The organism is Inediibacterium massiliense (assembly GCF_001282725.1).
Classification (GTDB): Bacteria; Bacillota; Clostridia; order Peptostreptococcales; family Thermotaleaceae; genus Anaerophilus; species Anaerophilus massiliensis.
This window is the reverse complement of the sequence record NZ_LN876583.1, coordinates 156,572-179,562: the sequence shown is the minus strand read 5'-3', so window position 1 is coordinate 179,562 and position 22,991 is coordinate 156,572. Positions and strand designations below refer to the sequence as shown.

General features: G+C 31.9%; 22 protein-coding genes and 1 riboswitch. Of the genes, 15 read left to right on the top strand and 7 right to left on the bottom strand.

Going from position 1 to position 22,991, the window contains the following annotated elements:
• Window positions 1-9 precede the first annotated feature (9 nt).
• The 4 genes from BN2409_RS16665 (at window position 10) to BN2409_RS01175 (ending at window position 4,891) form a co-directional block, all read left to right on the top strand.
• Window positions 10-162 carry a FeoB-associated Cys-rich membrane protein gene (locus BN2409_RS16665; protein ID WP_110942875.1) on the top strand — a complete coding sequence of 51 codons (153 nt, stop codon included), beginning with the start codon at window positions 10-12 and terminating at the stop codon, window positions 160-162.
• A gap of 294 nt (window positions 163-456) precedes the next feature.
• Window positions 457-1,560, top strand: a complete 1,104-nt coding sequence (locus tag BN2409_RS01185; RefSeq protein WP_053954833.1) for a YibE/F family protein — start codon at window positions 457-459, stop codon at window positions 1,558-1,560.
• Between the two features lie 576 nt (window positions 1,561-2,136).
• On the top strand, window positions 2,137-3,684 hold the full coding sequence (locus BN2409_RS01180) for an AbgT family transporter (protein ID WP_053954832.1): 1,548 nt from the start codon (window positions 2,137-2,139) through the stop codon (window positions 3,682-3,684).
• Between the two features lie 97 nt (window positions 3,685-3,781).
• Window positions 3,782-4,891: a M20/M25/M40 family metallo-hydrolase gene (locus BN2409_RS01175; RefSeq protein ID WP_053954831.1), complete on the top strand. Its 1,110-nt coding sequence runs from the start codon at window positions 3,782-3,784 to the stop codon at window positions 4,889-4,891.
• A gap of 11 nt (window positions 4,892-4,902) precedes the next feature.
• Here BN2409_RS01175 and BN2409_RS16660 read toward each other — a convergent pair whose 3' ends face one another.
• The 3 genes from BN2409_RS16660 to BN2409_RS01165 all read right to left on the bottom strand — a co-directional run bounded on the left by BN2409_RS16660 (window position 4,903) and on the right by BN2409_RS01165 (window position 6,119).
• Window positions 4,903-5,073 (bottom strand): aspartyl-phosphate phosphatase Spo0E family protein, encoded by a 171-nt coding sequence (locus BN2409_RS16660; protein ID WP_110942874.1) that lies wholly within the window; start codon window positions 5,071-5,073, stop codon window positions 4,903-4,905.
• A gap of 204 nt (window positions 5,074-5,277) precedes the next feature.
• Window positions 5,278-5,847: an RNase H family protein gene (locus tag BN2409_RS01170; protein ID WP_110942873.1), complete on the bottom strand. Its 570-nt coding sequence runs from the start codon at window positions 5,845-5,847 to the stop codon at window positions 5,278-5,280.
• A 5-nt stretch (window positions 5,848-5,852) separates the two neighbouring features.
• Window positions 5,853-6,119 carry a cysteine-rich small domain-containing protein gene (locus BN2409_RS01165; protein ID WP_053954830.1) on the bottom strand — a complete coding sequence of 89 codons (267 nt, stop codon included), beginning with the start codon at window positions 6,117-6,119 and terminating at the stop codon, window positions 5,853-5,855.
• 121 nt (window positions 6,120-6,240) lie between these two features.
• Here BN2409_RS01165 and BN2409_RS01160 point away from each other — a divergent pair, with 121 nt between their 5' ends.
• The 8 genes from BN2409_RS01160 (at window position 6,241) to BN2409_RS01120 (ending at window position 14,705) form a co-directional block, all read left to right on the top strand.
• On the top strand, window positions 6,241-6,930 hold the full coding sequence (locus BN2409_RS01160) for a muramidase family protein (protein WP_110942872.1): 690 nt from the start codon (window positions 6,241-6,243) through the stop codon (window positions 6,928-6,930).
• A gap of 50 nt (window positions 6,931-6,980) precedes the next feature.
• On the top strand, window positions 6,981-7,673 hold the full coding sequence (locus tag BN2409_RS01155) for a response regulator transcription factor (protein ID WP_278320164.1): 693 nt from the start codon (window positions 6,981-6,983) through the stop codon (window positions 7,671-7,673).
• Window positions 7,666-9,081, top strand: a complete 1,416-nt coding sequence (locus tag BN2409_RS01150) for a sensor histidine kinase (RefSeq protein WP_053954827.1) — start codon at window positions 7,666-7,668, stop codon at window positions 9,079-9,081. The genes BN2409_RS01155 and BN2409_RS01150 overlap by 8 nt, the downstream gene beginning before the upstream one ends.
• 76 nt (window positions 9,082-9,157) lie before the next feature.
• The gene (htrA, locus tag BN2409_RS01145) at window positions 9,158-10,345 is read left to right on the top strand and encodes a serine protease HtrA (protein WP_110942871.1); all 1,188 of its coding nucleotides are present in this window, start codon (window positions 9,158-9,160) and stop codon (window positions 10,343-10,345) included.
• Window positions 10,346-10,500: 155 nt separating this feature from the next.
• On the top strand, window positions 10,501-10,677 hold the full coding sequence (locus BN2409_RS01140; protein ID WP_053954826.1) for a hypothetical protein: 177 nt from the start codon (window positions 10,501-10,503) through the stop codon (window positions 10,675-10,677).
• A gap of 972 nt (window positions 10,678-11,649) precedes the next feature.
• On the top strand, window positions 11,650-14,097 hold the full coding sequence (locus BN2409_RS01130; RefSeq protein ID WP_053954824.1) for a heavy metal translocating P-type ATPase: 2,448 nt from the start codon (window positions 11,650-11,652) through the stop codon (window positions 14,095-14,097).
• Window positions 14,098-14,111: 14 nt separating this feature from the next.
• On the top strand, window positions 14,112-14,327 hold the full coding sequence (locus tag BN2409_RS01125) for a heavy-metal-associated domain-containing protein (RefSeq protein ID WP_053954823.1): 216 nt from the start codon (window positions 14,112-14,114) through the stop codon (window positions 14,325-14,327).
• A 60-nt stretch (window positions 14,328-14,387) separates the two neighbouring features.
• On the top strand, window positions 14,388-14,705 hold the full coding sequence (locus BN2409_RS01120; protein ID WP_053954822.1) for a metal-sensing transcriptional repressor: 318 nt from the start codon (window positions 14,388-14,390) through the stop codon (window positions 14,703-14,705).
• Between the two features lie 345 nt (window positions 14,706-15,050).
• Here BN2409_RS01120 and ribH read toward each other — a convergent pair whose 3' ends face one another.
• Genes ribH through ribD form a run of 4 tightly spaced genes read right to left on the bottom strand, consistent with a single transcriptional unit; the run spans window position 15,051 to window position 18,520 of the window.
• Window positions 15,051-15,512: a 6,7-dimethyl-8-ribityllumazine synthase gene (gene ribH / locus BN2409_RS01115; RefSeq protein ID WP_053954821.1), complete on the bottom strand. Its 462-nt coding sequence runs from the start codon at window positions 15,510-15,512 to the stop codon at window positions 15,051-15,053.
• Window positions 15,513-15,514: 2 nt separating this feature from the next.
• Complete coding sequence (locus BN2409_RS01110; RefSeq protein WP_053954820.1) at window positions 15,515-16,723, bottom strand: bifunctional 3,4-dihydroxy-2-butanone-4-phosphate synthase/GTP cyclohydrolase II; 1,209 nt, start codon at window positions 16,721-16,723, stop codon at window positions 15,515-15,517.
• A gap of 47 nt (window positions 16,724-16,770) precedes the next feature.
• Window positions 16,771-17,418 carry a riboflavin synthase gene (ribE, locus tag BN2409_RS01105; RefSeq protein WP_053954819.1) on the bottom strand — a complete coding sequence of 216 codons (648 nt, stop codon included), beginning with the start codon at window positions 17,416-17,418 and terminating at the stop codon, window positions 16,771-16,773.
• A 1-nt stretch (window position 17,419) separates the two neighbouring features.
• Complete coding sequence (gene ribD, locus BN2409_RS01100; protein ID WP_053954818.1) at window positions 17,420-18,520, bottom strand: bifunctional diaminohydroxyphosphoribosylaminopyrimidine deaminase/5-amino-6-(5-phosphoribosylamino)uracil reductase RibD; 1,101 nt, start codon at window positions 18,518-18,520, stop codon at window positions 17,420-17,422.
• 288 nt (window positions 18,521-18,808) lie between these two features.
• A riboswitch (FMN riboswitch) is annotated at window positions 18,809-18,926 on the bottom strand.
• Between the two features lie 346 nt (window positions 18,927-19,272).
• Here ribD and BN2409_RS01095 point away from each other — a divergent pair.
• The 3 genes from BN2409_RS01095 to BN2409_RS01085 all read left to right on the top strand — a co-directional run bounded on the left by BN2409_RS01095 (window position 19,273) and on the right by BN2409_RS01085 (window position 22,984).
• Entirely contained in the window at window positions 19,273-20,463 is a 1,191-nt protein-coding gene (locus BN2409_RS01095; protein ID WP_053954817.1) for a glycine C-acetyltransferase, read from the top strand.
• 13 nt (window positions 20,464-20,476) lie between these two features.
• A complete protein-coding gene (locus BN2409_RS01090; protein ID WP_053954816.1) occupies window positions 20,477-21,433 on the top strand; it encodes an L-threonine 3-dehydrogenase in 957 nt (318 codons plus the stop codon).
• Window positions 21,434-21,790: 357 nt separating this feature from the next.
• Window positions 21,791-22,984, top strand: coding sequence for a dicarboxylate/amino acid:cation symporter (locus BN2409_RS01085; protein ID WP_053954815.1), 1,194 nt, complete (start codon window positions 21,791-21,793; stop codon window positions 22,982-22,984).
• Window positions 22,985-22,991 lie beyond the last annotated feature (7 nt).

The following is a 22,991-nucleotide window of genomic DNA, read 5'->3' as shown; positions in this document are numbered from 1 at the left end:
GATGATTATATGACATGGATCATAGGAATCCCTATTATAGGTCTTGGAATTTATTGCCTTATAAAAAGCATCAAAAGAGAAGTAACAGGTGGAGGCTGCAGTGGTTGTAGCGGGTGTAGCAACCACCAATGTTCTTCAAAACATGAAACTCCTAGAAATTAGGAGTTTTTGTTTTTAGACAAAGGCATAAAAAAACGTCACTGACTTTTAAATTTGGGAAATATATAGAAACCTTCGAAAATAGCATTACAAACTCGCTATGCTCAAACAGTGTAATGCTAAGCATTTTCTCATTGTTTCTATATTTTCACAAATTCTCAATAAATGTTCCTAATTTTTATGACTTTGCTAAAAAATAGTTTGTCTTTAGTCTGAAACTCCTAAAGCTTAGGAGTTTTTGTTTTTATATAGAAAAAATGGTATACTAGGAAAAAAAGCTTTAAATGGAGGAAACTAATGAAGAAAATATTATTAGCTTTAATGATTTGTATATTATCTTTTCAATTTATATATGCCCAAGATGTCAATGAAGAAATTCCTAGTTCTACAGAGAATGCAGTAATTTTAGATTGTAGTAAGATACAAAAAGTAAAAATATCAGAAGGATATACGGAAGCATATCAATATGTAAAATTAAAAGTAATGAGTGGAAAATATAAGGGGAAAATTTATGAAATTGACCATAGCATTCCTGATAATTCTACTTTTGCTATTCCTGTAAAGGTAGGAGATAAAGTAATTATAGATGTAGAGGAAGAAAATAATCATGTGAATATAGTTATTACAGAGTATATGAGACAACATTATATTATTTATTTATATATCATTTTTATTTTACTTATTATATTAATAGGAAGAAAAAAGGGCATAAAAGCTGTAATTACTCTTACGCTAACCATTTTAGCAATTCTGAAAGTACTTCTTCCTATGATTTTAAAAGGAGTAAATCCGATTCCTATTACTATTTTCATATCTATTGGAATTACCATATTGACTATGGTCATTATAGCAGGAGTAAATAGTAAAAGTATTGCAGGAATTATAGGAACCAGTGGAGGAGTTATTATTGCAGGAATCATTGCCTATTATATAGGAAGTCAAGTAAAGCTGACAGGAATGAGTAGTGAAGAGGCAAATATGCTGTTATTTATTCCACAAAAGATTAATTTTGATTTTAAAGATTTATTGTTTTCTGGAATGATTATGGGAGCATTAGGTGCGGTTATGGATATTGGTATGTCTATTTCCTCTTCTATAGAAGAAATTCACAAGGCAAATCCTTCTATGAGTACAAAGGAATTGTTTCGTGCAGGTATGAATGTAGGAACAGATGTTATGGGAACTATGACCAATACACTTATTTTAGCTTATACAGGAAGCTCCATTCCCTTGTTGCTTTTGTTTATGGCATATGAGACATCTATAGTTAAGATCCTAAATTTAGATATTATTGCTACAGAAGTTGTGAGATCTCTTGCAGGGAGTATAGGGCTAGTGCTTACTATTCCATTAACTGCAATTGTTGCAAGTGTATTAATAAAAAGAGAAAAAAAGTCATAAAACAAGTAAAGGTGGGAGATATTCCCACCTTTATTTTAGATAAAATATGTTCATGAGTACAACTAAATTTAGAAAAAATAACATAAAGGTAGTTGGATGAGTATGGCAATAAGGAGTATCTTTGAGTAAAAGGATGATGCATAGAAAAAAGAATAAAAGATGATCTCTCTTGTGAATGTATGTGGACATTTCTTAAACCCCCTCTTTTATATAATATATTCTAAAGAATATATTTTCGTACAAAATCTATCAAAGGAATAATATAAAAATAAATATGTAAATGAATGAAAATTCTGGAATGAATATTTTGCCAGATATCATAGGTAGAATCCAAAATAAGAAAATGAAAAAGTTAAGTTTTTGAAATATTTACGGGAAAATCATTACAAAAACTTAAAAAATAAAAATCAAAAAATGTGATAATATAAATTATACCTATAATCAATACAGATGCAATATTTATACACATCTTAGCACTAAAATCTATGTTTTTCTTTTCAATCTGAATACCACCCCAAAAACAGAATTGTCAGAATAGTGAATCTTGATAAAAATTTAAAAGAAGGAGGAATTATATTGTCAAATTTATCAAAAGCATATGAACCAAAAAAGAATGGTATTTTTAACAAATTTTTAAATGGAGTTGAAGTAGTAGGAAATAAGTTACCTCATCCAGCAATTATATTTTTACTATTATCAGTGATTGTAGTTATTATTTCAGAAATTGCTGCAACTAAAGGACTTACAGTTAATTTTTACGATGCGAAAGCGAAAGCAGACAAAACAGTTCAAGCAGTATCTTTATTTAATGCTGAGGGATTAAGATTTATGTTTAATACAGCTACTGGAAACTTTACTGGATTTAGTCCGTTAGGAACAGTTTTAGTAGCTATGCTTGGGGTGGGTATTGCAGAGGGAACAGGAATGATTAATGCTGCACTTAAGAAATTGGTGCTTAGTACACCAAAAAAATTGATAACTGCTGTTTTAGTATTTGCAGGAGTTATGTCAAATATTGCATCCGATGCAGGGTATATTGTATTGGTTCCATTAGGTGCCATTGTATTTTTAGGATTTAAACGTCATCCATTAGCAGGTATGGCAGCGGCTTTTGCAGGGGTGTCTGGTGGATTCTCGGCAAATCTTTTATTAGGAACGCTAGATCCATTATTAACAGGAATTACAAATGAGGCTTTAAAAGCAGGTGGAATTAATTTAACTATATTACCAACTTCTAATTATTACTTTATGGCGGCTTCTACATTTTTAATTACTATTTTAGGTACATGGGTAACTGAAAAAATAGTAGAGCCAAGACTTGGTGAATACAAAGGAGTTCATGAAGAAGATCATTCTATGGAAGTAACAAAACAAGAAAGAAAAGGATTGATAGCAGCAGGACTTTCTATATTAGCATTTATTGGAGTTATGTTACTTTTAATGGTACCTGAAAATGCAGTATTAAGAGTAGATGGAACATTAGATACTTTTATTCATGATGGTTTGGTTCCAACAATTATGTTTTTCTTCTTAGTTCCAGGACTTGTTTATGGAATCGTAGTAGGAGCTATTAAAAATGATAAAGATGTAATCAAACACATGAGTAAAGCTATGGGAGGAATGGGTGGCTATCTAGTATTATGTTTCTTTGCTGCTCAATTTATTAATTATTTCTCATACACAAATTTAGGAATTATTTTAGCTGTAAGTGGTGCAAAATTCTTAAAAACTATAGGATTTACAGGACTTCCATTAGTACTTTCATTTATTATAGTTGCAGGATTTATTAATTTATTTATTGGATCAGCATCTGCTAAATGGGGAATTATGGCTCCTGTATTTATCCCAATGATGTATCAATTAGGATTTACACCAGAATTTACACAGCTTGCATATCGTATAGGAGATTCATGTACAAATATTATTACACCTTTAATGTCTTATTTTGCATTAATCGTAGTATTTGCTCAAAAATATGATAAGGATACGGGAATTGGTACTTTAATTTCTACAATGCTTCCATATTCTATTGTATTTTTAATTGGATGGACAATACTAATGATCGGTTGGTATGCAGCAGGATGGCCTATTGGACCAGATGCATTTATTCATTTAACAATGTAAGTGAAAAGGCACCTTAGGGTGCCTTTTATGTATAAAAAGGATATTATAAAAAAGAATAGAATACAATAATATAGAAAAAAGAAATGGGGGAAATCAAATGATCAATGAGGAAAGAATTGTAAATGCTTTTTTAGAGTATGTACAAATTGATAGTCCAACAAGAAAAGAAGGAAATTTTGCAAAATTTATTACTAAAGAATTAGAAGCTTTAGGATTTTCAGTACATATAGATGATGCAGGAGAAAAGACGGGATCAGATACAGGAAATGTGATTGCAAGGCTAGAAGGAAATAAAGAGGTAGAACCTATTTTATTTAGTTGTCATATGGATACAGTAGATCCTAGTGTAGGAATTAAACCCATTATAAAGGATGGAGTCATCTATAGTGATGGAACAACTATATTAGGTGGAGATGATAAAGCTGGAATTGCAGCTGTAATAGAAGCTTTAAAAGTTGTAAAAGAAAAAAATATAGAGCATGGTCCTATTGAAGTAGTATTTAGTATTTTTGAAGAAGGAGGATTATTTGGAGCAAAGAATTTAGATTATACAAAGATACAAGCAAAGAAAGCATTCATACTAGATAGTGGCGGAGAACCAGGAGAAATTATTGTAAAAGGACCTGCACAAGATAAAATTCATGCAAAAATCATTGGAAAATCAGCACATGCAGGAGTAGCTCCAGAAGAAGGAATTAGTGCCATAGAGGTTGCTTCAAAAGCCATTAGTATGATGAAGCTTTTAAGAATTGATGAAGAAACTACTGCAAATATAGGAAGTATAGAAGGTGGAAAAGCAACAAACATTGTATGTCCTGAAGTAGTAATTCAAGCAGAAGCGAGAAGTTTAAATAATGAAAAGTTAGACAAACAAACAGCTCATATGGTAGATTGTTTTAAAAAAGCAGCAAAGGAATATGGTGCAAAGGCAGAAGTAGAGGCTAAGAGAATGTATAGTGCTTTTAAAATAGATGAAAATGATGAAATTGTTAATATTGTAAAAAAGGCTTGCCAAAATCTTGGAATCCATCCTTCTATTCAAAGCTCAGGTGGAGGCAGTGATACAAATATATTTAATGGAAATGGATTAAAGGCAGTGAACCTAGGAATAGGAGAAAGAAAACCTCATACTTTAGAGGAACATTTAAAAATAGAGGATTTGGTAAAAAGTTCAAAACTGGTATTAGAGATTATTCAAACCATTTAAAAAACAGATAGCTATGCTATCTGTTTTTTAATAGTAATATCGTATTCGTTGAGTACCCGATCAAGTTTTTGGCTGACTATTACGACTTCTGGTGTAATGAGATTTTTCTTTTGACCAATTAAATAATACAAATGATTCCTTAAATCTTCAATTTCCCTTTTGATTTCCTTTGTTTTTCTCATATCCCCATCGCTTCCCCTTTAACGAATGTAGAATACCAAATATAGTACAAGTTCAAACATTTTTTTTAAAGATCTACTAGATATATGATACTATATATTCTAAAATTTGTAAATATTTTTTGAATATTATTTTATTTATGGCAGAGATGTTGAGGAATGCTGACTAAATCTGCTCACAATGTAGTTTTTCAGAAAAAAAACTCACTAAAGTGAGTTTTTTAAGGGAGTATCTATTTTAAATAAAGAAATTCCTTTGTTGGCTAATGAGTCAGCTTGTATATTCATATTGGTAATGTATAAAAAATCCTCCATACTAAATTGATTTCCATTCCATAGAAGAAATTTTTCATACCATTTCTGCATTTGTGAAGTTTGATTAGGATTTAAATGACCTTTTACTCTATAAAAATTTATTTGATCTTGTCTTTTGATTTGTTCTAAAAGACTCTCCCAAAGATCTTTATTTTCTACAGGTTTTTTATTAGAAGTCATCCAACCGTTTTGCATCCATTTCACATACCATTTTTTTGTAAAGCATTCTATTAAATAAGAGCTATCTGAAAATACATTAACAGTTAGGTGGGCTGCTTTTAGAATTTTTAAAGCTTCAAGTAGGGCTTTCATTTCCATACGATTGTTTGTAGTGTTTTTTTCTCCACCATAAAGAGTTTTTTGGTGCTCTTTATATTCTAAAATAGCTCCCCATCCTCCAATATTATTTTCATTTTGGTTACCAGAACAGGCTCCATCTGTATAGATATTAATAACTTTCACTGTATTTACTCCTGTTCTCTTTCGCTACCAATACGAATGACTTCACTCATTTTAGACATGATATAATCATATGCTCCTTTTCCATGAGGAATCAGGCAATTGCTACAATCTTTTACACCATTTGAATAAATGAAATTTCCTCCACATTTATCTTTTAACATATATAAAGGGCAAAAACAAAAAAGACAATTAAAGTTTTCCTTGTCTTTTACCTTATGACAGGGAAAATACTCACACTTACTATTTTGATGAAACTTATAGTTTTCACTCATAAAATCATCTCCTTATCCATATATTCTTATATAAGTGTAACATACAAACAAGTTCATTGAAACTATTTTAGTAGTGATTGCATAAGATGTAATAAGTTTAAATAAAAGGGGGATATTGTTTATGTATAGGCATTGCCCGATGGGAACTGTGAGTTATGTTGTAAAGCCAGGAGACAGCTTATATAAAATTGCAAAAGAATATAATACTACAGTGGAATACCTTGTTTTTTTAAATGGATTGAAAAATCCAGATAAACTTCAAGTGGGAGATGGACTTTGCGTACCAATGATGTCTACTATACCTTGTCCAACGGGGAACTATTACACGATAAAATATGGAGATACTTTATATAAAATTGCAAAGGAGTACAATGTTTCTGTAAATGAAATTATAAGATTTAACCCATTTTTAAATCCTTATAATTTGATGGTGGGGCAAGTGATTTGTATTCCTAAACAGACTGTAGTATGTCCAAATGGAAAAGTATATACAATCGAAGAAGGTGATACTTTCTTTACCATCGCTACTAAATTTGATATTTCATATGAATTACTTAAAAAGTCAAATCCAAGTTTAGATGTAGATCATTTAATGGTAGGGCAACAAATATGTATTCCAGAGTCGAAACCTTCTCTAACTTGTCCAGAAGATAAAATATATATCATTCAACCAGGAGAAAGCTTATCCTCTGTAGCAGAAAAATTTGTAGTGGGCGCTAATGAATTGTTAAAAGCCAATCCTAATATGATTCCTAGTGAATTTGCTCCAGGAAGACTTATTTGTATTCCAACGGAACAAGCTAATGTATAAGGCCTGTATAAGGCCTTTTTTGGTATAATAAAAAAGAGGAGGCGATGGATATGAACAAAAGAAAAATACTGATTGTAGATGATGATATATATATTTGTGAATTGATTGAAATGTATTTAAAAAAAGAAGGATATGAAGTGTGTGCAGCATATGATGGAGTAAGTGCCATAGAAAAATTTAAAGAGGAAACTCCAAGTTTTGTAATTTTAGATATTATGCTTCCTAAGATAGATGGATGGGATGTATGTAGAGAAATAAAAAAAATAAGTAATGTACCTATCATTATGCTTACAGCAAAGGGTGATACTTTTGATAAAGTTTTGGGACTCAAATTAGGAGCAGATGATTATATGGTAAAGCCCTTTGAACCAAGGGAGTTGATGGCAAGAGTAGAAGCTGTTTTAAGAAGAGCAGGTGGACAATCTTTTTGCACAAGAAATATTGTTCTTCCTCATTTATCTATAGATATGGATCTTTATAGGGTAAAGATAGATGATCAAATGATTACATTGCCTCCTAAGGAAATGGAGCTTTTGTATTTTTTAGCGAAAAATCAAAATATAGTATTCACAAGGGAACAACTCATTGAAAATATTTGGGGATTGGACTTTGAGGGAGATGTTAGAACGATAGATGTTCATATTAAAAGAATAAGAGAGAAGCTAGAGGTTTTAAAAAATTACTACAATATTCAAACGGTATGGGGAGTAGGGTATAAGTTTGAGGTGAAAAAGGATGCTTGATACGGTATTTAAAAAGTTGTTTGCTACTTATTTGATTATTATTGTTATTACTTTTTTGATACTAGGTCTTTTAGCTTCTCAGCTCTTTGAAAATTATTTTTTCAATAGACATGAAAAATTACTTTTACAAGAAGGAGAAAAGATTAATGAATTAGTGATTGATTACTTAAATAGAGATATTACAAAAGAAAGATTAAATATAGAGCTTCAGTCTGTAGAGAGATTTTTAAATACAAGAATTTGGGTGATTGATCAAAGAGGTATTATTTATGGAGTATCTAGCGATGAAAAGAAATGGATTGGAAAGCAGATTACTACGAAAGATATTTTAGAAGTATTTAAAGGAAAAATTATTGTCAAAAAAGGAATTTATGAAGGAGTAGGACAAGCTCCTATGGTAACAGTAGGAGTACCTATTTTCATTAATGGAAGTGTAGATAATGCCATTGTCATGCATTCACCTCTTTATGAAATTACAAAGGTGATTCAAGAGGTTCACAAAATTATTTGGCAGGCTATGACCATATCACTTTGTATTTCTTTTGTGATTCTTTATATAGTAGCTAAGAAGCTTTCAGATCCTTTAAGACAAATGGGACAAGCAGCTCAAAAAATTGCAAAAGGGGATTTTAGTCAAAGAGTAGAGGTGATAGATGAAAAAGATGATATTGGAAAGGTTACAAAAACTTTTAATGATATGGCACAGCAATTAGAAAGAATTGAAGATCATAGGAGAAGTTTTATATCTGCTGTTGCTCATGAGCTGAGGTCTCCTCTTACATTGATTCAGGGGTTTGTACAGGGAATGGCAGATGAAACCATAAAAAAAGAAGAACAAAAAAAATATTTAGATATTATATTAGGAGAAACCAAGAGACTTACTAAATTTATTACCAATTTATTAGATATTCAAAAAATGGAGTCCGATCAATATCCTATTTATCCACAAAAATTTCATGTCAATGAACTGATTGTAAGAACTTTATTAAAATATGAAGAGACGATTGAGAGAAAAAGAATCCATATAGATCTTCATTTAAAAGAAAAGCTTCCCCTTGTTTGGGCAGATAAAGATGCTTATGAACAAGTACTTGTAAATCTTTTAGATAATGCTATGAAATTTATGCAAGAGAATAAAACGCTTATGATTTATACCTATGAAGAGGAACATAAGGTTTGGGTAAAGATAGAAGACGAAGGAGTAGGAATCGCAAAAGAGGAGCAAAATAAGATTTGGGATAGATTTTATAAAATTGATAAATCTAGAGATCGGAATAAAGAAGGAACAGGACTTGGTTTGTATATTGTAAAAAAAATAATAGATAGACATAAAGAGAAAATAATATTAGAAAGTCAACTGGGGAGAGGGACGATTTTTACTTTTTCTATTTCTATTTTCAAAGAATAAGTTGTTCATAAATTGTTCATATTCTGTTCATAACTTTTTGTTTTAATAAAAGTATCAACAGAAAGAAGGGATAAAAATGGAAAATGAAAAAATAGAGATCATTGATGTTCCAGTAGTATATTCTGTAGAAGAAGAGAAAAAGCCTCGAAGAAAAAAAGGACTGTGGATGATTTGTATCATTTTGATTTCAACTTTATTAGGGGGAGTGATTGCAAGTTATATTATGCCTGTTTATATATTTGGTCATATTCTTCCTTATCCTGATAATTATTTTGGACAAAATAAGAAGCAAGTGATTCAAGTGGATGGTAAAAATACACAATTTTTAGTATCAGCAGTTGCAAAAAAAGCCATGTCTTCTGTAGTGGGAATCACAACTCAAAGTGTTGAAGAAGATTTTTTCTTTGGAAGAAAAGTATCACAAGGATTAGGAACTGGGGTAATTGTGGATAAAAATGGATATATTTTAACAAATTCTCATGTTGTGAATAATGGAGAAGTGCAAGAAGTCAAGGTTTTATTTGATAATGGAAAAAAGAAGGATGCTAAGATTATTTGGAATGATTCTATGCTAGATTTGGCAGTGTTAAAAGTAGATGGAGTCAATTTAGCTGCAGCAGATTTGGGAGATTCTGATGATTTACAGGTGGGAGAAGTAGCTATTGCCATAGGAAACCCATTAGGAATGGAATTTGAAAAAACTGTTACATCAGGTATTGTTAGTGGACTAGGAAGAAGCGTGCAAATCAATGAAAGAGAGAGTATTGAAAATCTGATCCAAACAGATGCTTCTATCAATCCAGGAAATAGTGGAGGGCCTCTTTTAAACAGCAAAGGAGAAGTGGTTGGAATCAATACGGCAAAAATTCAATCAGGAGAAGGTTTGGGTTTTGCTATTCCTATTAATATGGCAAAGCCAATTGTAGATCAGTTTATACAAAAAGGTGAATTTAGTAAGGCTTATTTAGGAATTAAAGGTGTAGATGTAGATGTTTTTGAAAAGTATATGAATACAGATTTATCTGTACCTAAAGGAGTATATATAGCAGAAATTACACCTAACTCTCCAGCAGATAAAGGAGATCTTCGCAGTGGAGATATTATTGTAGGAATAGAAAATCAAGAAATATCTGGAATGAGAGAACTTTCAACAAAGCTTTATCAATATAGACCAGAAGATACTATTCATATAAAAATTATGAGAAATGGAAAAGCAATGACCTTACAAATTATATTGGAGAAAATACCTAAAAAGTATGAGTAAAAATCAATAATTGTTCCGAATTTTATAACTTTGCTAAAATATAGTTTGTCAATGGTCTGTAAAAATCATAGACATTTTGCAATGATTGCCATGGATAAAAGAAATAAGATCGTAGCAACCTAATAGTAAGCTTTTATACTAAAGGAGGAGTTTATGTGCATATTCGAGAAGGAATAATTCCTGCTGCGTTAGGTTCTGCTGTTACTTTAACAGGAACAATTATGAAAAGAAAAGATATTGCACCTATGATTGCTGCAGGAGTTGTAGGGTTTGGCTTGGCTCATATATTATTGGGTACAGTGGATATGGTACAAAATCAAAAACATTTATAAAGAAGAAAGATACTGCCTTGTGGCAGTATCTTTTTAAATGTAAAATCAACCTTTATGGATACATTGCATTGCACGCATTCTACATGCTTCAGCTTTACACATATAAGCCATGGATTCATGCATATGTTCCATATAACATAATTCTTTTACATCTTGTTCCCCCATAACAGGCATAGAAGGGCACATGCCAGGCATACCAGCAGGAGGCATTCCTATAGGAGGACACATGCCAGGCATACCAGCAGGAGGCATTCCTATAGGAGGACACATGCCAGGNTTATGGATACATTGCATTGCACGCATTCTACATGCTTCAGCTTTACACATATAAGCCATGGATTCATGCATATGTTCCATATAACATAATTCTTTTACATCTTGTTCCCCCATAACAGGCATAGAAGGGCACATGCCAGGCATACCAGCAGGAGGCATTCCTATAGGAGGACACATGCCAGGCATACCAGCAGGAGGCATTCCTATAGGAGGGCACATGCCAGGCATACCAGCAGGAGGCATTCCTATAGGAGGACACATGCCAGGCATACCAGCAGGAGGCATTCCTATAGGAGGGCACATACCAGGCATACCAGCGGGAGGCATTCCTATAGGAGGTTGCATCCCAGGCATTTCAGGCATACCGATAGGAGGGCATATAGGCATTTCAGGTCTTTCAATTGGAGGTACAGGTGTAGGTCTCCCGATTGGAGGTTGTGGCATAGGTCTTCCGATTGGAGGACACGTACCAGGCATCTCTGATGGTGGCATACTAGGTTCTCTCATATATTCTTCATGTATAGGCATTTTTTTTCCCCCTTATAATAATAGAAAATTCTTTCTTCAGTTATAGCATATGCATGGAAGTAAAATTATGACACATAATAAATTCAATAAAGACTTGACAGAAGAATGTGAGTCATATAATATGAAATTAAATAAATATACCCTAGGGGGGTATAAAGGAGGGGTGATATGAAAAAAGAAATATTAAAAATAGAAGGCATGAGTTGTGCAGCTTGTGCAAAAGCTTCAGAAAGAGCAGTTAAAAAATTAGATGGTGTAAAAGAGGTAAATGTAAACTTTGCTACAGAGAAGATGTCTTTAGAATATGATGAAGAAAAATTAAATATAGAAAATATAAAAGAGTCAATAAAAAAAGCAGGATACGAGGCAAAGGAAGAAAACACCAATAAAGAAGTTGTAATATCTATAGAGGGTATGACTTGCGCAGCTTGTGCGAGAGCGGCGGATCGTGCTATTAACAAATTAGGAGGAATAGCATCTTCTAATGTAAACATTGCTACAAATAAAGCGAATGTTATTTATGATCCGAGTCAAGTCAAACTTTCAGATATTAAGGAAGCAATCAAAAAAGCAGGGTATACTCCACTAGATATTGAAAGAGATCAAACACAAGAGCAAGATAAAAAGGAAGAAGAGATAGAAAATTTAAAGAAAAGGTTTATGATATCAGCTATATTTGCTATACCGCTTCTTTATATTGCTATGGGACCTATGATAGGACTTTATCTTCCAGAGATTATTCATCCTATGAAAAATCCATTAAATTTTTCTATGAGTCAAATACTACTTGTTGTACCAATCTTAATTTACGGATATAAATTTTATACAGTAGGATTTTCAGCTATATTTAGGAAAAGTCCAAATATGGATTCTTTAGTTGCCATGGGTACAGGAGCTGCTGTTTTATATGGATTTTATGCAACTTATAAAATATTAAATGGAGAAGTGATGTATGCTCATCACCTGTATTTTGAATCAGCTGGAGTGATTATTGCACTTATTTCTTTAGGAAAATATTTAGAAAGTGTAAGTAAAGGTAAAACTTCAGAAGCAATCAAGAAACTAATGGGATTAGCGCCTAAGAATGCTGTTATTATAAGAGACGAAAAAGAAATAGAAATTCCTATTGAAGAAGTAGAGGTAGGAGATATAGTTTTAGTAAAACCAGGAGGTAAAATTCCAGTAGATGGAGAAGTAGTAGATGGAAATACCTTTATTGATGAATCTATGCTTACTGGAGAGAGTATTCCTGTTGAAAAGAAAAAAGGAGACAAGGTTGTAGGAGGAAGTATTAATAAGCAAGGAATGATTTATTTTAAAGCTACAAAAGTAGGAGAAGATACTGCTCTTTCACAAATTATAAAATTAGTAGAAGATGCACAAGGATCTAAAGCTCCTATTGCGAAATTAGCAGATATAGTTGCTTCTTATTTTGTGCCAGTAGTATTTTGTATTGCCGTATTATCTTCATTAATTTGGTATGTAACTGGAAAAGATCCTGTGTTTTGTCTTACTATATTTATTTCTGTATTAGTCATTGCTTGTCCTTGTGCATTAGGGCTTGCCACTCCTACTGCCATAATGGTTGGAACTGGAAAAGGAGCAGAAAATGGAGTTTTAATAAAAGGTGGGGAGGCATTAGAATCTTCTCATAAAATTCAAACAATAGTATTTGATAAAACAGGAACCATTACACAAGGAAGACCTGAAGTTACAGATGTTATAAGCTTTACAGATATAGATGAAGTAGAGATTTTAAAACTTTCAGCATCAGCAGAGAAGGGATCAGAGCATCCACTAGGGGAAGCTATTGTAAGAAAAGCTGAAAATGAGGGAATTGATATTTTAAAATTAGATGATTTTTTGGCTATAGCAGGTCATGGAATCCAGGTGAAAATAGAAAATAAAAATATATTATTAGGAAATAGTAAATTAATGAAACAAAAAAATATAGAGATAGAAAAAGCAAATGATATATCTATAAAATTAGCAGATGAAGGAAAGACTCCTATGTATATGGCAGTAGATGATGAATTCGTAGCCATTATTGCGGTGGCAGATGTAGTCAAGGAGAGTAGTAAAAAAGCTATAAAAAAGCTCCATGAAATGGGAATTGAAGTGGCTATGATTACAGGAGATAATCAAAGGACAGCAAATGCCATAGCAAAACAAGTAGGCATTGATAGAGTGTATGCAGAGGTTTTACCTGAAGATAAAGCAAATGAAGTGAAAAAAATTCAAAATGAAGGAAGAGTTGTAGCTATGGTAGGAGATGGAATTAATGATGCTCCAGCTTTAGCACAAGCAGATGTAGGAATTGCAATAGGATCTGGAACAGATGTTGCAATTGAGTCAGCAGATATCGTTCTTATGAGAAGTGATTTGATAGATGTATCTACTGCAATTCAATTAAGTAAAAGCACAATAAGAAATATCAAACAAAATCTTTTTTGGGCATTTGCTTATAATACAGCAGGAATTCCCCTTGCAGCAGGAGTATTTTATGCATTAGGTGGACCACTTTTAAATCCTATGTTTGCAGGAGCTGCCATGTCTTTAAGTTCCGTATCTGTAGTAACAAATGCTTTGAGACTTAGAAAATTTAAACCTAATTAAGAGGAGGAGAAATTATGAAAAAATTAATGATGATTGAAGGAATGAGTTGTATGCATTGTGTAAATCATGTAAAAAATGCTTTAGAAGAAATCCAAGGAGTACAGGAAGTGGTAGTAGATTTACAGGGAAAAAATGCTGTGATACAATTAAGTGAAGAAGTTACAGATGAAGTATTGAAAAACGCAGTAGAAGAAGCAGGATATGAAGTGGTTGAAATAAAAAGTATATAAATATGAAAAGTCTTAGATAGAGTAGCTTCTTCTAAGACTTTTATTTTAAGGAGGAAATTCATGGAAAAAAAACAGCCCTGTTGTCATATAGTAGATGGAGAAAGAGTTAGCCATCGATCGCAAGAGGTAACAAATGCTTTGATCAATAGATTGAATAGAATAGAAGGACAAGTAAGGGGTATTAAGGGGATGGTAGAAAAAGGAGTTTATTGCAATGATATTTTGATTCAAATTGCAGCGGCTCAATCTGCTATGAAGGGAGTAGGAAGACTTCTTCTTGAGAGTCATATGCGTACTTGTATTGTAGAAAGTATTAAAGCGGGAGATGAAGAGGTTATTGATGAGATTCTTACGACTATTGATCGTATGATTAAGTAAATGTTATATATAAAGATTGCTCATTACAAAAAAACAGTTTTGAGAAAACTAAGTTGTTTTCTAACAAAACTGTTTTCATAGACAAAGTCATAAAAAACGTCACTAAATTTTCAAATTTGGAAAATATATAGAACCGATCGAAAATAGCATTACAAACTCGCTATGCTCAAACAGTGTAATGCTAAGCATTTTCTCACTTATTCTATATTTTCATAAATTCTCAATAAATGTTCCTTATTTTTATGACTTTGCTAAAATATAATTTGTCAGCAGTATGTGTTTTTTAACAAAACTGTTTTTAATGTATTCACAATTCTTTATATATACGATGTGATAGTGTGGTTGTTAGAATTCTTTAAGTAAATTAGCCATTTCAATGGCAGTCATAGCTGCATCGTATCCTTTGTTTCCAGCCTTTGTTCCTGCTCTTTCAATAGCTTGTTCGATTGTATCTGTAGTAAGTACTCCAAATACTACAGGAACTTCAGTTTCAAGTCCTACTAAAGCTACTCCTTTTGTTACTTCACTAGATACATAATCAAAGTGAGGAGTTGCACCTCTTATAACTGCACCAAGGCAAATGATCCCATCATATTTTTGTGATTTAGCAAGTTTTTTAGCAACTAAAGGAATTTCGAAAGCTCCTGGAACCCAAATGATTTCTATATCACTTTCATTTGCTCCATGTCTTTTCAGTGCATCTAATGCACCAGATAAAAGTTTGCTCCCTATAAATTCATTAAATCTTCCTATAATGACTGCAAATTTTAATTCTTTTGCAATTAATTTTCCTTCGTATATTTTCATTTTTATTCCTCCTCTATATTTAACATATGTCCCATTTTTTCTTCTTTTGTTTTTAAATAAAATTCATTTTCTTTACGATATTCCATGATAATAGGAACTCTTTCTACGATTTCTAATCCATATCCAGAAAGGCCAGAAAGCTTTTTAGGATTGTTTGTCATAAGTTTTAATTTTTTTATTCCTAAATCAGAAAGAATTTGTGCACCAATTCCATAATCTCTCATATCTTCAGGAAATCCTAATGCAATATTTGCTTGTACTGTATCCATTCCTTGATCTTGAAGAGCATAGGCTTTTAATTTATTCATTAGACCAATACCTCTTCCTTCTTGGCGCATATATAAAAGAACTCCACGTCCTTCTTTTTCAATTTGTTTCATGGCAGCTGCATATTGTTCACCACAATCGCAACGAACAGATCCAAAGGCATCTCCTGTAAGACACTCAGAATGAACTCTTACCAAAACAGGATTGCCATCTGAAATATCTCCTTTTACAAGAGCTACATGATGCTCTTTGTTTAATTTATTTTGATAGCCTATGACTTTGAAATCTCCATATTTTGTAGGCATATGAGCTTCCGCCATTTTTTCTACAAGAATTTCATGCTTTCTTCGATATTCTATTAAAGAGGCAATGGTAATGATTTTTAAATCATGTTTTTTTACATATTCCATAAGCTCTGGAGTTCTTGCCATAGATCCATCTTCATTCATAATTTCACAAATGACTCCAGCAGGATAAAGTCCAGCAAGCTTTGCTAGATCTACACAAGCTTCTGTATGACCAGCTCTTTTCAATACGCCTCCTTCACGGGCTTTTAGAGGGAAAATATGACCAGGTCTTCTAAAGTCAGTAGAATTGCTATTTGGATCTAGTACTTTTTTTATAGTATGGGCTCTTTCAAAAGCTGAAATTCCAGTTGAAGTATCTATTGCATCAATAGATACAGTAAAAGCAGTTTGATGATTATCTGTATTATGAGATACCATCTGAGGCATATCTAATTCTTCAAGCTTTTCTTTACATATAGGCATACAAATTAATCCTCTTGCATAGGTTGCCATGAAATTAATATGCTCTGGTGTCACTAGCTCAGCAGCCATTAAAAGATCTCCTTCGTTTTCTCGATCTTCATCATCTATGACTACAATCATTTTTCCAGCTTGTATATCTTCTATGGCTTCTTCGATTGTATTGAATTTGTACATTTTTATCACCTCGTTTTAAATTTTTTAAATTTACATTGTATTTGAAATTATATAAATCCATGTTCTGATAAAAAATTCATATTGATATCTTTTTTAGGAGAGGATTCTCTTTGTAATAAAAATTTTTCAATATATTTTCCAATCATGTCGCACTCTAAATTAACAGAATCTCCTATTTTTTTATCAAGGAGTGTAGTCATATGTTTTGTATGAGGAATAATAGATACCTTAAATAGATGATTGTCTACATAAGCTACAGTCAGACTGATACCATCAATAGTGATGGATCCTTTTAAAACAATATATTTTAAAATTTCTTCATGGGCTTTAATAGATACCCAAATAGCATTATCTTCTTTTTCAAGGTCTGTAATAATTCCTACTCCGTCAATATGACCACTTACAATATGTCCGCCTAAACGATCACCTAGCTTTAGTGCTCTTTCTAGATTTACAGGACTATTTTTTATAAGATCCTTTAAATTACTTCTTCTCATAGTTTCTGCCATTACATCTACACAAAAAGAGTTTTGGTTAAAATCAGTCACTGTAAGACATACTCCATTTGTAGCAATACTATCACCTAAACAAATATTTTCTAATATTTTTTTTGCTTGAATTGTAATTTTTGCTGATTTTTCTCCTTTTGTAATAGATAAAATAGTTCCAATTTCTTCTACAAGTCCAGTAAACATTTTATCTCTCCTTTGCAATATAGCCTTTGATCATGATATCTTCTTTGAAATGATCGACTTCTATATGATTTAGGCATATAGCATCTTTCATAAAAGAAAATCCTTCTCCCTCTATAGGTGTTAAGGCATCTTTTCCTCCTATGATTTTAGGAGCAATAAAAGAGATCACTTGGTCTATGATTCCTTCCTTAAGAGCAGAAAAATTTAGTGTTCCTCCTCCTTCAAGCAAAATACTGTCTATTCCTTTTTCTCCTAAAGTTTTCATCAAGTAAGAAAGATCTATTTTTCCATCTTTAGAAGGAGTAATCAAAACTTCTGCTTTTGTATTTTCTATTGATTTTATTTTTTCTGTTGAAATCATCTTTGTTGTGACAATAATAGTCTTTATGTCTTTACTTGTTTTTAATATATTGCTATTTAGAGGAATTTGACCTTTAGAATCTACAATAATCCGAATTGGATTTTTTCCTTTGTAATTTACAATACGTGTAGTTAATAGAGGATCATCTGCTAAAACAGTTCCAATTCCTACCATGATTCCTGTTACTTTGTGTCTAAGTAAATGGACGTATTCTCTAGAGGAAGAATTGGTAATCCATTTGGAGTCTTTAGTAGATGTAGCTATTTTTCCATCTAGAGTCATGGCAGTTTTTAATATGCAAAATGGTAATTTTGTACTGATATATTTAACAAATATTTCATTTAATTTCTTTGCTTCTTCTTCTAAGACTCCTGTAACTACTTCTATGTTGTGCTTTTTTAATATTTCTATTCCCTGTCCTGAAACCAAAGGATTTGGATCTTTCATAGCAATGACTACTTTTTTGATTTTTTTATTTACAATAGCTTGTGCACAAGGAGGAGTTTTACCATAATGAGAGCAGGGTTCTAAGGTTACGTACATAGTAGATTCACTTACATCTTCTGTCGAATTTAAAAATGCATTGATTTCTGCGTGAGGACCTCCGAACTTTTCGTGATATCCTTCTCCTATAATTTGCCCATTTTTTACAATGACTGCTCCTACTAAAGGATTTGGGCTTGTATGGCCAATGCCTTTTTGAGCTAAATGTAAAGCTTTTTTCATATAAAAAGTGTCCATTTTTTTCACCTCTATGGAATAGATGATTATATTATTCCAAATTTTATAAAAAACTTTCATAATTAAAAATTCGCATATTCCTATCGGAATTGCTCATGGCGCCAACGAAATTCTTTCATTTCATTCAGAATTTCCGTTGCTTAAAATTTGATGAAAATCTAACTTTCTAAAGTTATACACAATTTATTCATTTATATAGTTCCCTAATGAATAAGAAAAGCCCTGAAAATATTATTTTCAGGACTATCTCATCATAAAAAGCACATCTATAAAAATATAGATATACATATTCCTCTTCTTCCATCCAGACTATACTGTCGGCCTTGGAATCAAACCAAGTCAACCACAAAAGTGGCTCGCGGGCTATACCGCCGGTCGGGAATTGCACCCTGCCCTGAAGATTGTATTCATTTGTATGAAAATATCGTAGCATTTCCTTTTTTAGGTGTCAAGAGGTATTTTATGTAGAATAAAAAGATTTTGTATGCATAAAAATAGTTAGAAAGGAAATAATTTTAAAATATGCGTCAATTGATAGAAAATTTATTGAAAAATATGTATTTTAAATTTTATGATATATTTTATGGAAAATATTGAAAAAACATATTGAAAATGATATACTGTCCGTAGAATACGATCACGATAGATGAAAAATAAATTGAAATAATGGAGCGTATGGATATATATAAGCGTAGATAAAATACAAATGTATGCAATGTGAAAACAAATATTTTATATAAGGAGGATATACAATGTCTAGTAAAATATTAAATAAATTCTTGAAAGAAAATTTGGAAGATTTGAAAAAAAGAGGGCTTTACAATACAATTGATCCATTAGAAGGAGCAAATGGACCTATTATAAAAATAAAAGGAAGAGAACTTATTAATTTATCTTCTAATAACTATTTAGGACTTGCTACAAATGAAAGGTTAGTAAATGCCTGCATCGAAGCTACTAAAAAATATGGGGTAGGAGCAGGAGCTGTTCGTACTATTAATGGAACATTAGATATACATATCCAATTAGAAGAAAAACTGGCTAAGTTTAAACATACAGAAGGAGCTATTGTTTTTCAATCAGGGTTTAACTGCAATATGGGTGCCATAGGAGCAGTAATGGATAAAAATGATGCTATTTTATCAGATGAACTCAATCATGCATCTATTATCGACGGCTGTAGATTATCAAAAGCAGAAATTATTCGTTATAATCACTCTGATATGGATGATTTAAGAAGAGTTGCAAAAGAGGTAAAAGAGTCAGGAAAATATAATAAAATTATGGTTATTACAGATGGTGTATTTTCAATGGATGGCGATATTGCAAAGCTTCCTGAAATTGTAGAAATTGCACAAGAATTTGATTTGATTACATATGTAGATGATGCTCATGGATCGGGAGTACTGGGAAAAGGTGCAGGTACAGTAAAACATTTTGGACTTTCAGACAAAATAGATTTTCAAATAGGGACATTGTCTAAAGCCATTGGGGTAGTAGGAGGATATGTAGCAGGAAGTAAGGATTTAATTGATTGGTTGAAGGTTCGTTCTAGACCATTTTTATTTTCTACTTCTCTTACACCAGGAGCAGCAGCAGCTTGTATAGAAGCTATAGCTATTCTTACAGAGAGTACAGAGCTTCATGATAAGCTTTGGGAAAATGGAAATTATTTAAAGAAAGGATTAAAAAATATTGGATTTGATATAGGAAAAAGTGAGACTCCTATTACACCTTGTATCATTGGAGATGAAAATAAAACTCAATTGTTTAGCAAAAGACTTAATGAAGAGGGAGTTTATGCAAAATCAATTGTATTTCCAACGGTTCCAAGAGGAACAGGTAGGGTGAGAAATATGCCTACAGCAGCTCATACTAAAGAAATGCTAGACAAAGCTTTAAGTATATATGAAAAAGTAGGAAAAGAAATGGGAATTTTATAAGGAGGAATAGGTGATGAAAAAAATATTTGTCACAGGAGCATTAGGGCAAATCGGTACGGAGTTAGTTACTAAAATGAGAGAAATATACGGAAATGACAATGTAGTAGCTACAGATATCAGAAAACCTACAGATCATCCAGTTGTAGAGGCAGGTCCCTTTGAAATATTAGATGCAATGGATGGAGAGAATATGAATAAATTAGTAAAAAAATATAACTCTGATACCATTGTACATTTAGCAGCTCTACTTTCGGCTACAGCAGAAGCAAAACCATTATTTGCATGGAATTTAAATATGGGAGGCTTAGTAAATGCATTAGAAGTAGCGAGAGAATGTGGATGTCAATTTTTCACACCAAGTTCAATAGGATCATTTGGGCCTTCTACACCTAAAGATCATACTCCGCAAGATACGATTCAAAGGCCTACAACTATGTATGGAGTCAATAAAGTATCTGGAGAACTTCTTTGTGACTATTATTATTATAAATTTGGAGTAGATACTAGGGGAGTCAGATTTCCAGGACTTATTTCATATGTAGCACCTCCAGGAGGAGGAACTACTGATTATGCAGTAGATATTTATTATGAAGCATTGAAAAATCAAAAATATACTTCATATATTGGAAAAGGAACTTATATGGATATGATGTATATGCCAGATGCGTTAGGTGCAATTATTAATTTAATGGAGGCAGATCCATCTAAATTAAAGCATAGAAATGCTTTTAACGTAACAGCTATGAGCTTTGAACCTGAAGAAATTGCAGCAGAAATCAAAAAACATATTCCATCCTTTGAAATAAATTATGATGTAGATCCTGTTAGACAAGGAATTGCAGATAGTTGGCCAAATTCTTTAGATTGTACATCAGCAAAAGAAGAATGGGGATTTAAGGCGGAATATGATCTAGAAAAAATGACTAAAGATATGCTTGTAAAATTAAAAGAAAAGGGTATTGGGAAATAAATATTTATACAATAGGATAAAAAAATTAAATGCATAAGATAATAAAGTCATAAAAATGTTCACAATTTTAAGAGTGTGTGTTATTCATTTTTATGACTTTGTTTTATTTATTCCCCAAAGAAAGACTTTTTTATCGTACATAAAGATCTGAAGCCTTTAAGAATTTCATAAAAATTTATAAAAATATATAATGTGTACGGTATTGGCATACAATTGTTTTTATGATAGAATGGGCATAATGAAAACTTATCTAAAAAGATAAGAAAATTTTAAATATTCTAAAAACAAAAAAGGGGGAAAGGAGAGAAAAACTATAAACTGATTAAAAAATAAAAAATAAGGGAAAGGAGTTTGGTTATGAAAAAATTAGGATTACTTCCAAAATTGATTATTGCTATTATTCTAGGTATTTTATTAGGAAATGCAGCACCAGAATGGTTCATCAAAATATTTGTTACTTTCAACAATATTTTTGGTAACTTCTTAGGATTTGCTATTCCACTTATTATTTTAGGTTTTGTTGCTCCTGGTATAGGAGATTTAGGAAAAGGAGCAGGAAAGCTTTTAGGAGTAACGGCATTGATTGCATATTTATCTACGATCATTTCTGGTTCACTAGCTTATTTTACAAGTTCTACTGTATTACCTAAAGTATTGCATTTAAGTGCTTTAGCAGTAGATGCAAAAAATCCAGAGGAAGCTTTATTAGCACCATTTTTTAAAGTAGATATGCCACCTATTATGGGGGTTATGACAGCACTTTTACTTGCTTTTACAATAGGATTAGGGATGGCTGTAATTGAAGGGGACACAATGAAGAAGTTCATGCATGAATTTCAAGCAATCGTTGAAAAATTAATATCGAACATTATCATTCCGCTATTACCAGTACACATTTTAGGAATATTTGCCAATATGACTTATGCAGGAGAAGTAGCTTCTATTATGTCTGTATTTGCTAAAGTATTTGTTATGATTATTATTCTTCATATTGTTATTTTAATCGTTCAATATGGTATTGCAGGAACTTTTGCTGGAGCAAATCCATTTAGATTACTTAAAACAATGCTTCCAGCATACTTTACAGCTATTGGAACACAATCTTCTGCTGCTACAATTCCTGTTACACTAAGACAAGGAAAACAAAATGGTATTGATGATGGGATTGCAGAATTTGTGATTCCACTATGCGCAACGATCCATTTATCAGGAAGTACAATTACACTTACAAGTTGTGCTATGGCAGTTATGATGTTAAATGGTATGACTACAAACTTTGCTATTATGTTTCCGTTTATATTAATGCTAGGGGTTACTATGGTTGCAGCTCCAGGAGTACCAGGAGGAGCAGTTATGGCAGCTTTAGGACTACTACAAAGTATGCTTCATTTTTCACCTACATTAACATCTTTAATGATTGCACTATATCTTGCACAAGATAGCTTTGGAACAGCATGTAATGTAACAGGGGATGGAGCCATTGCGATTATGGTAAATAAAATTTCAGGTAAAAAATTACAACCTAAAGAAAATGCATCAATTAATGGATAAGAATTGA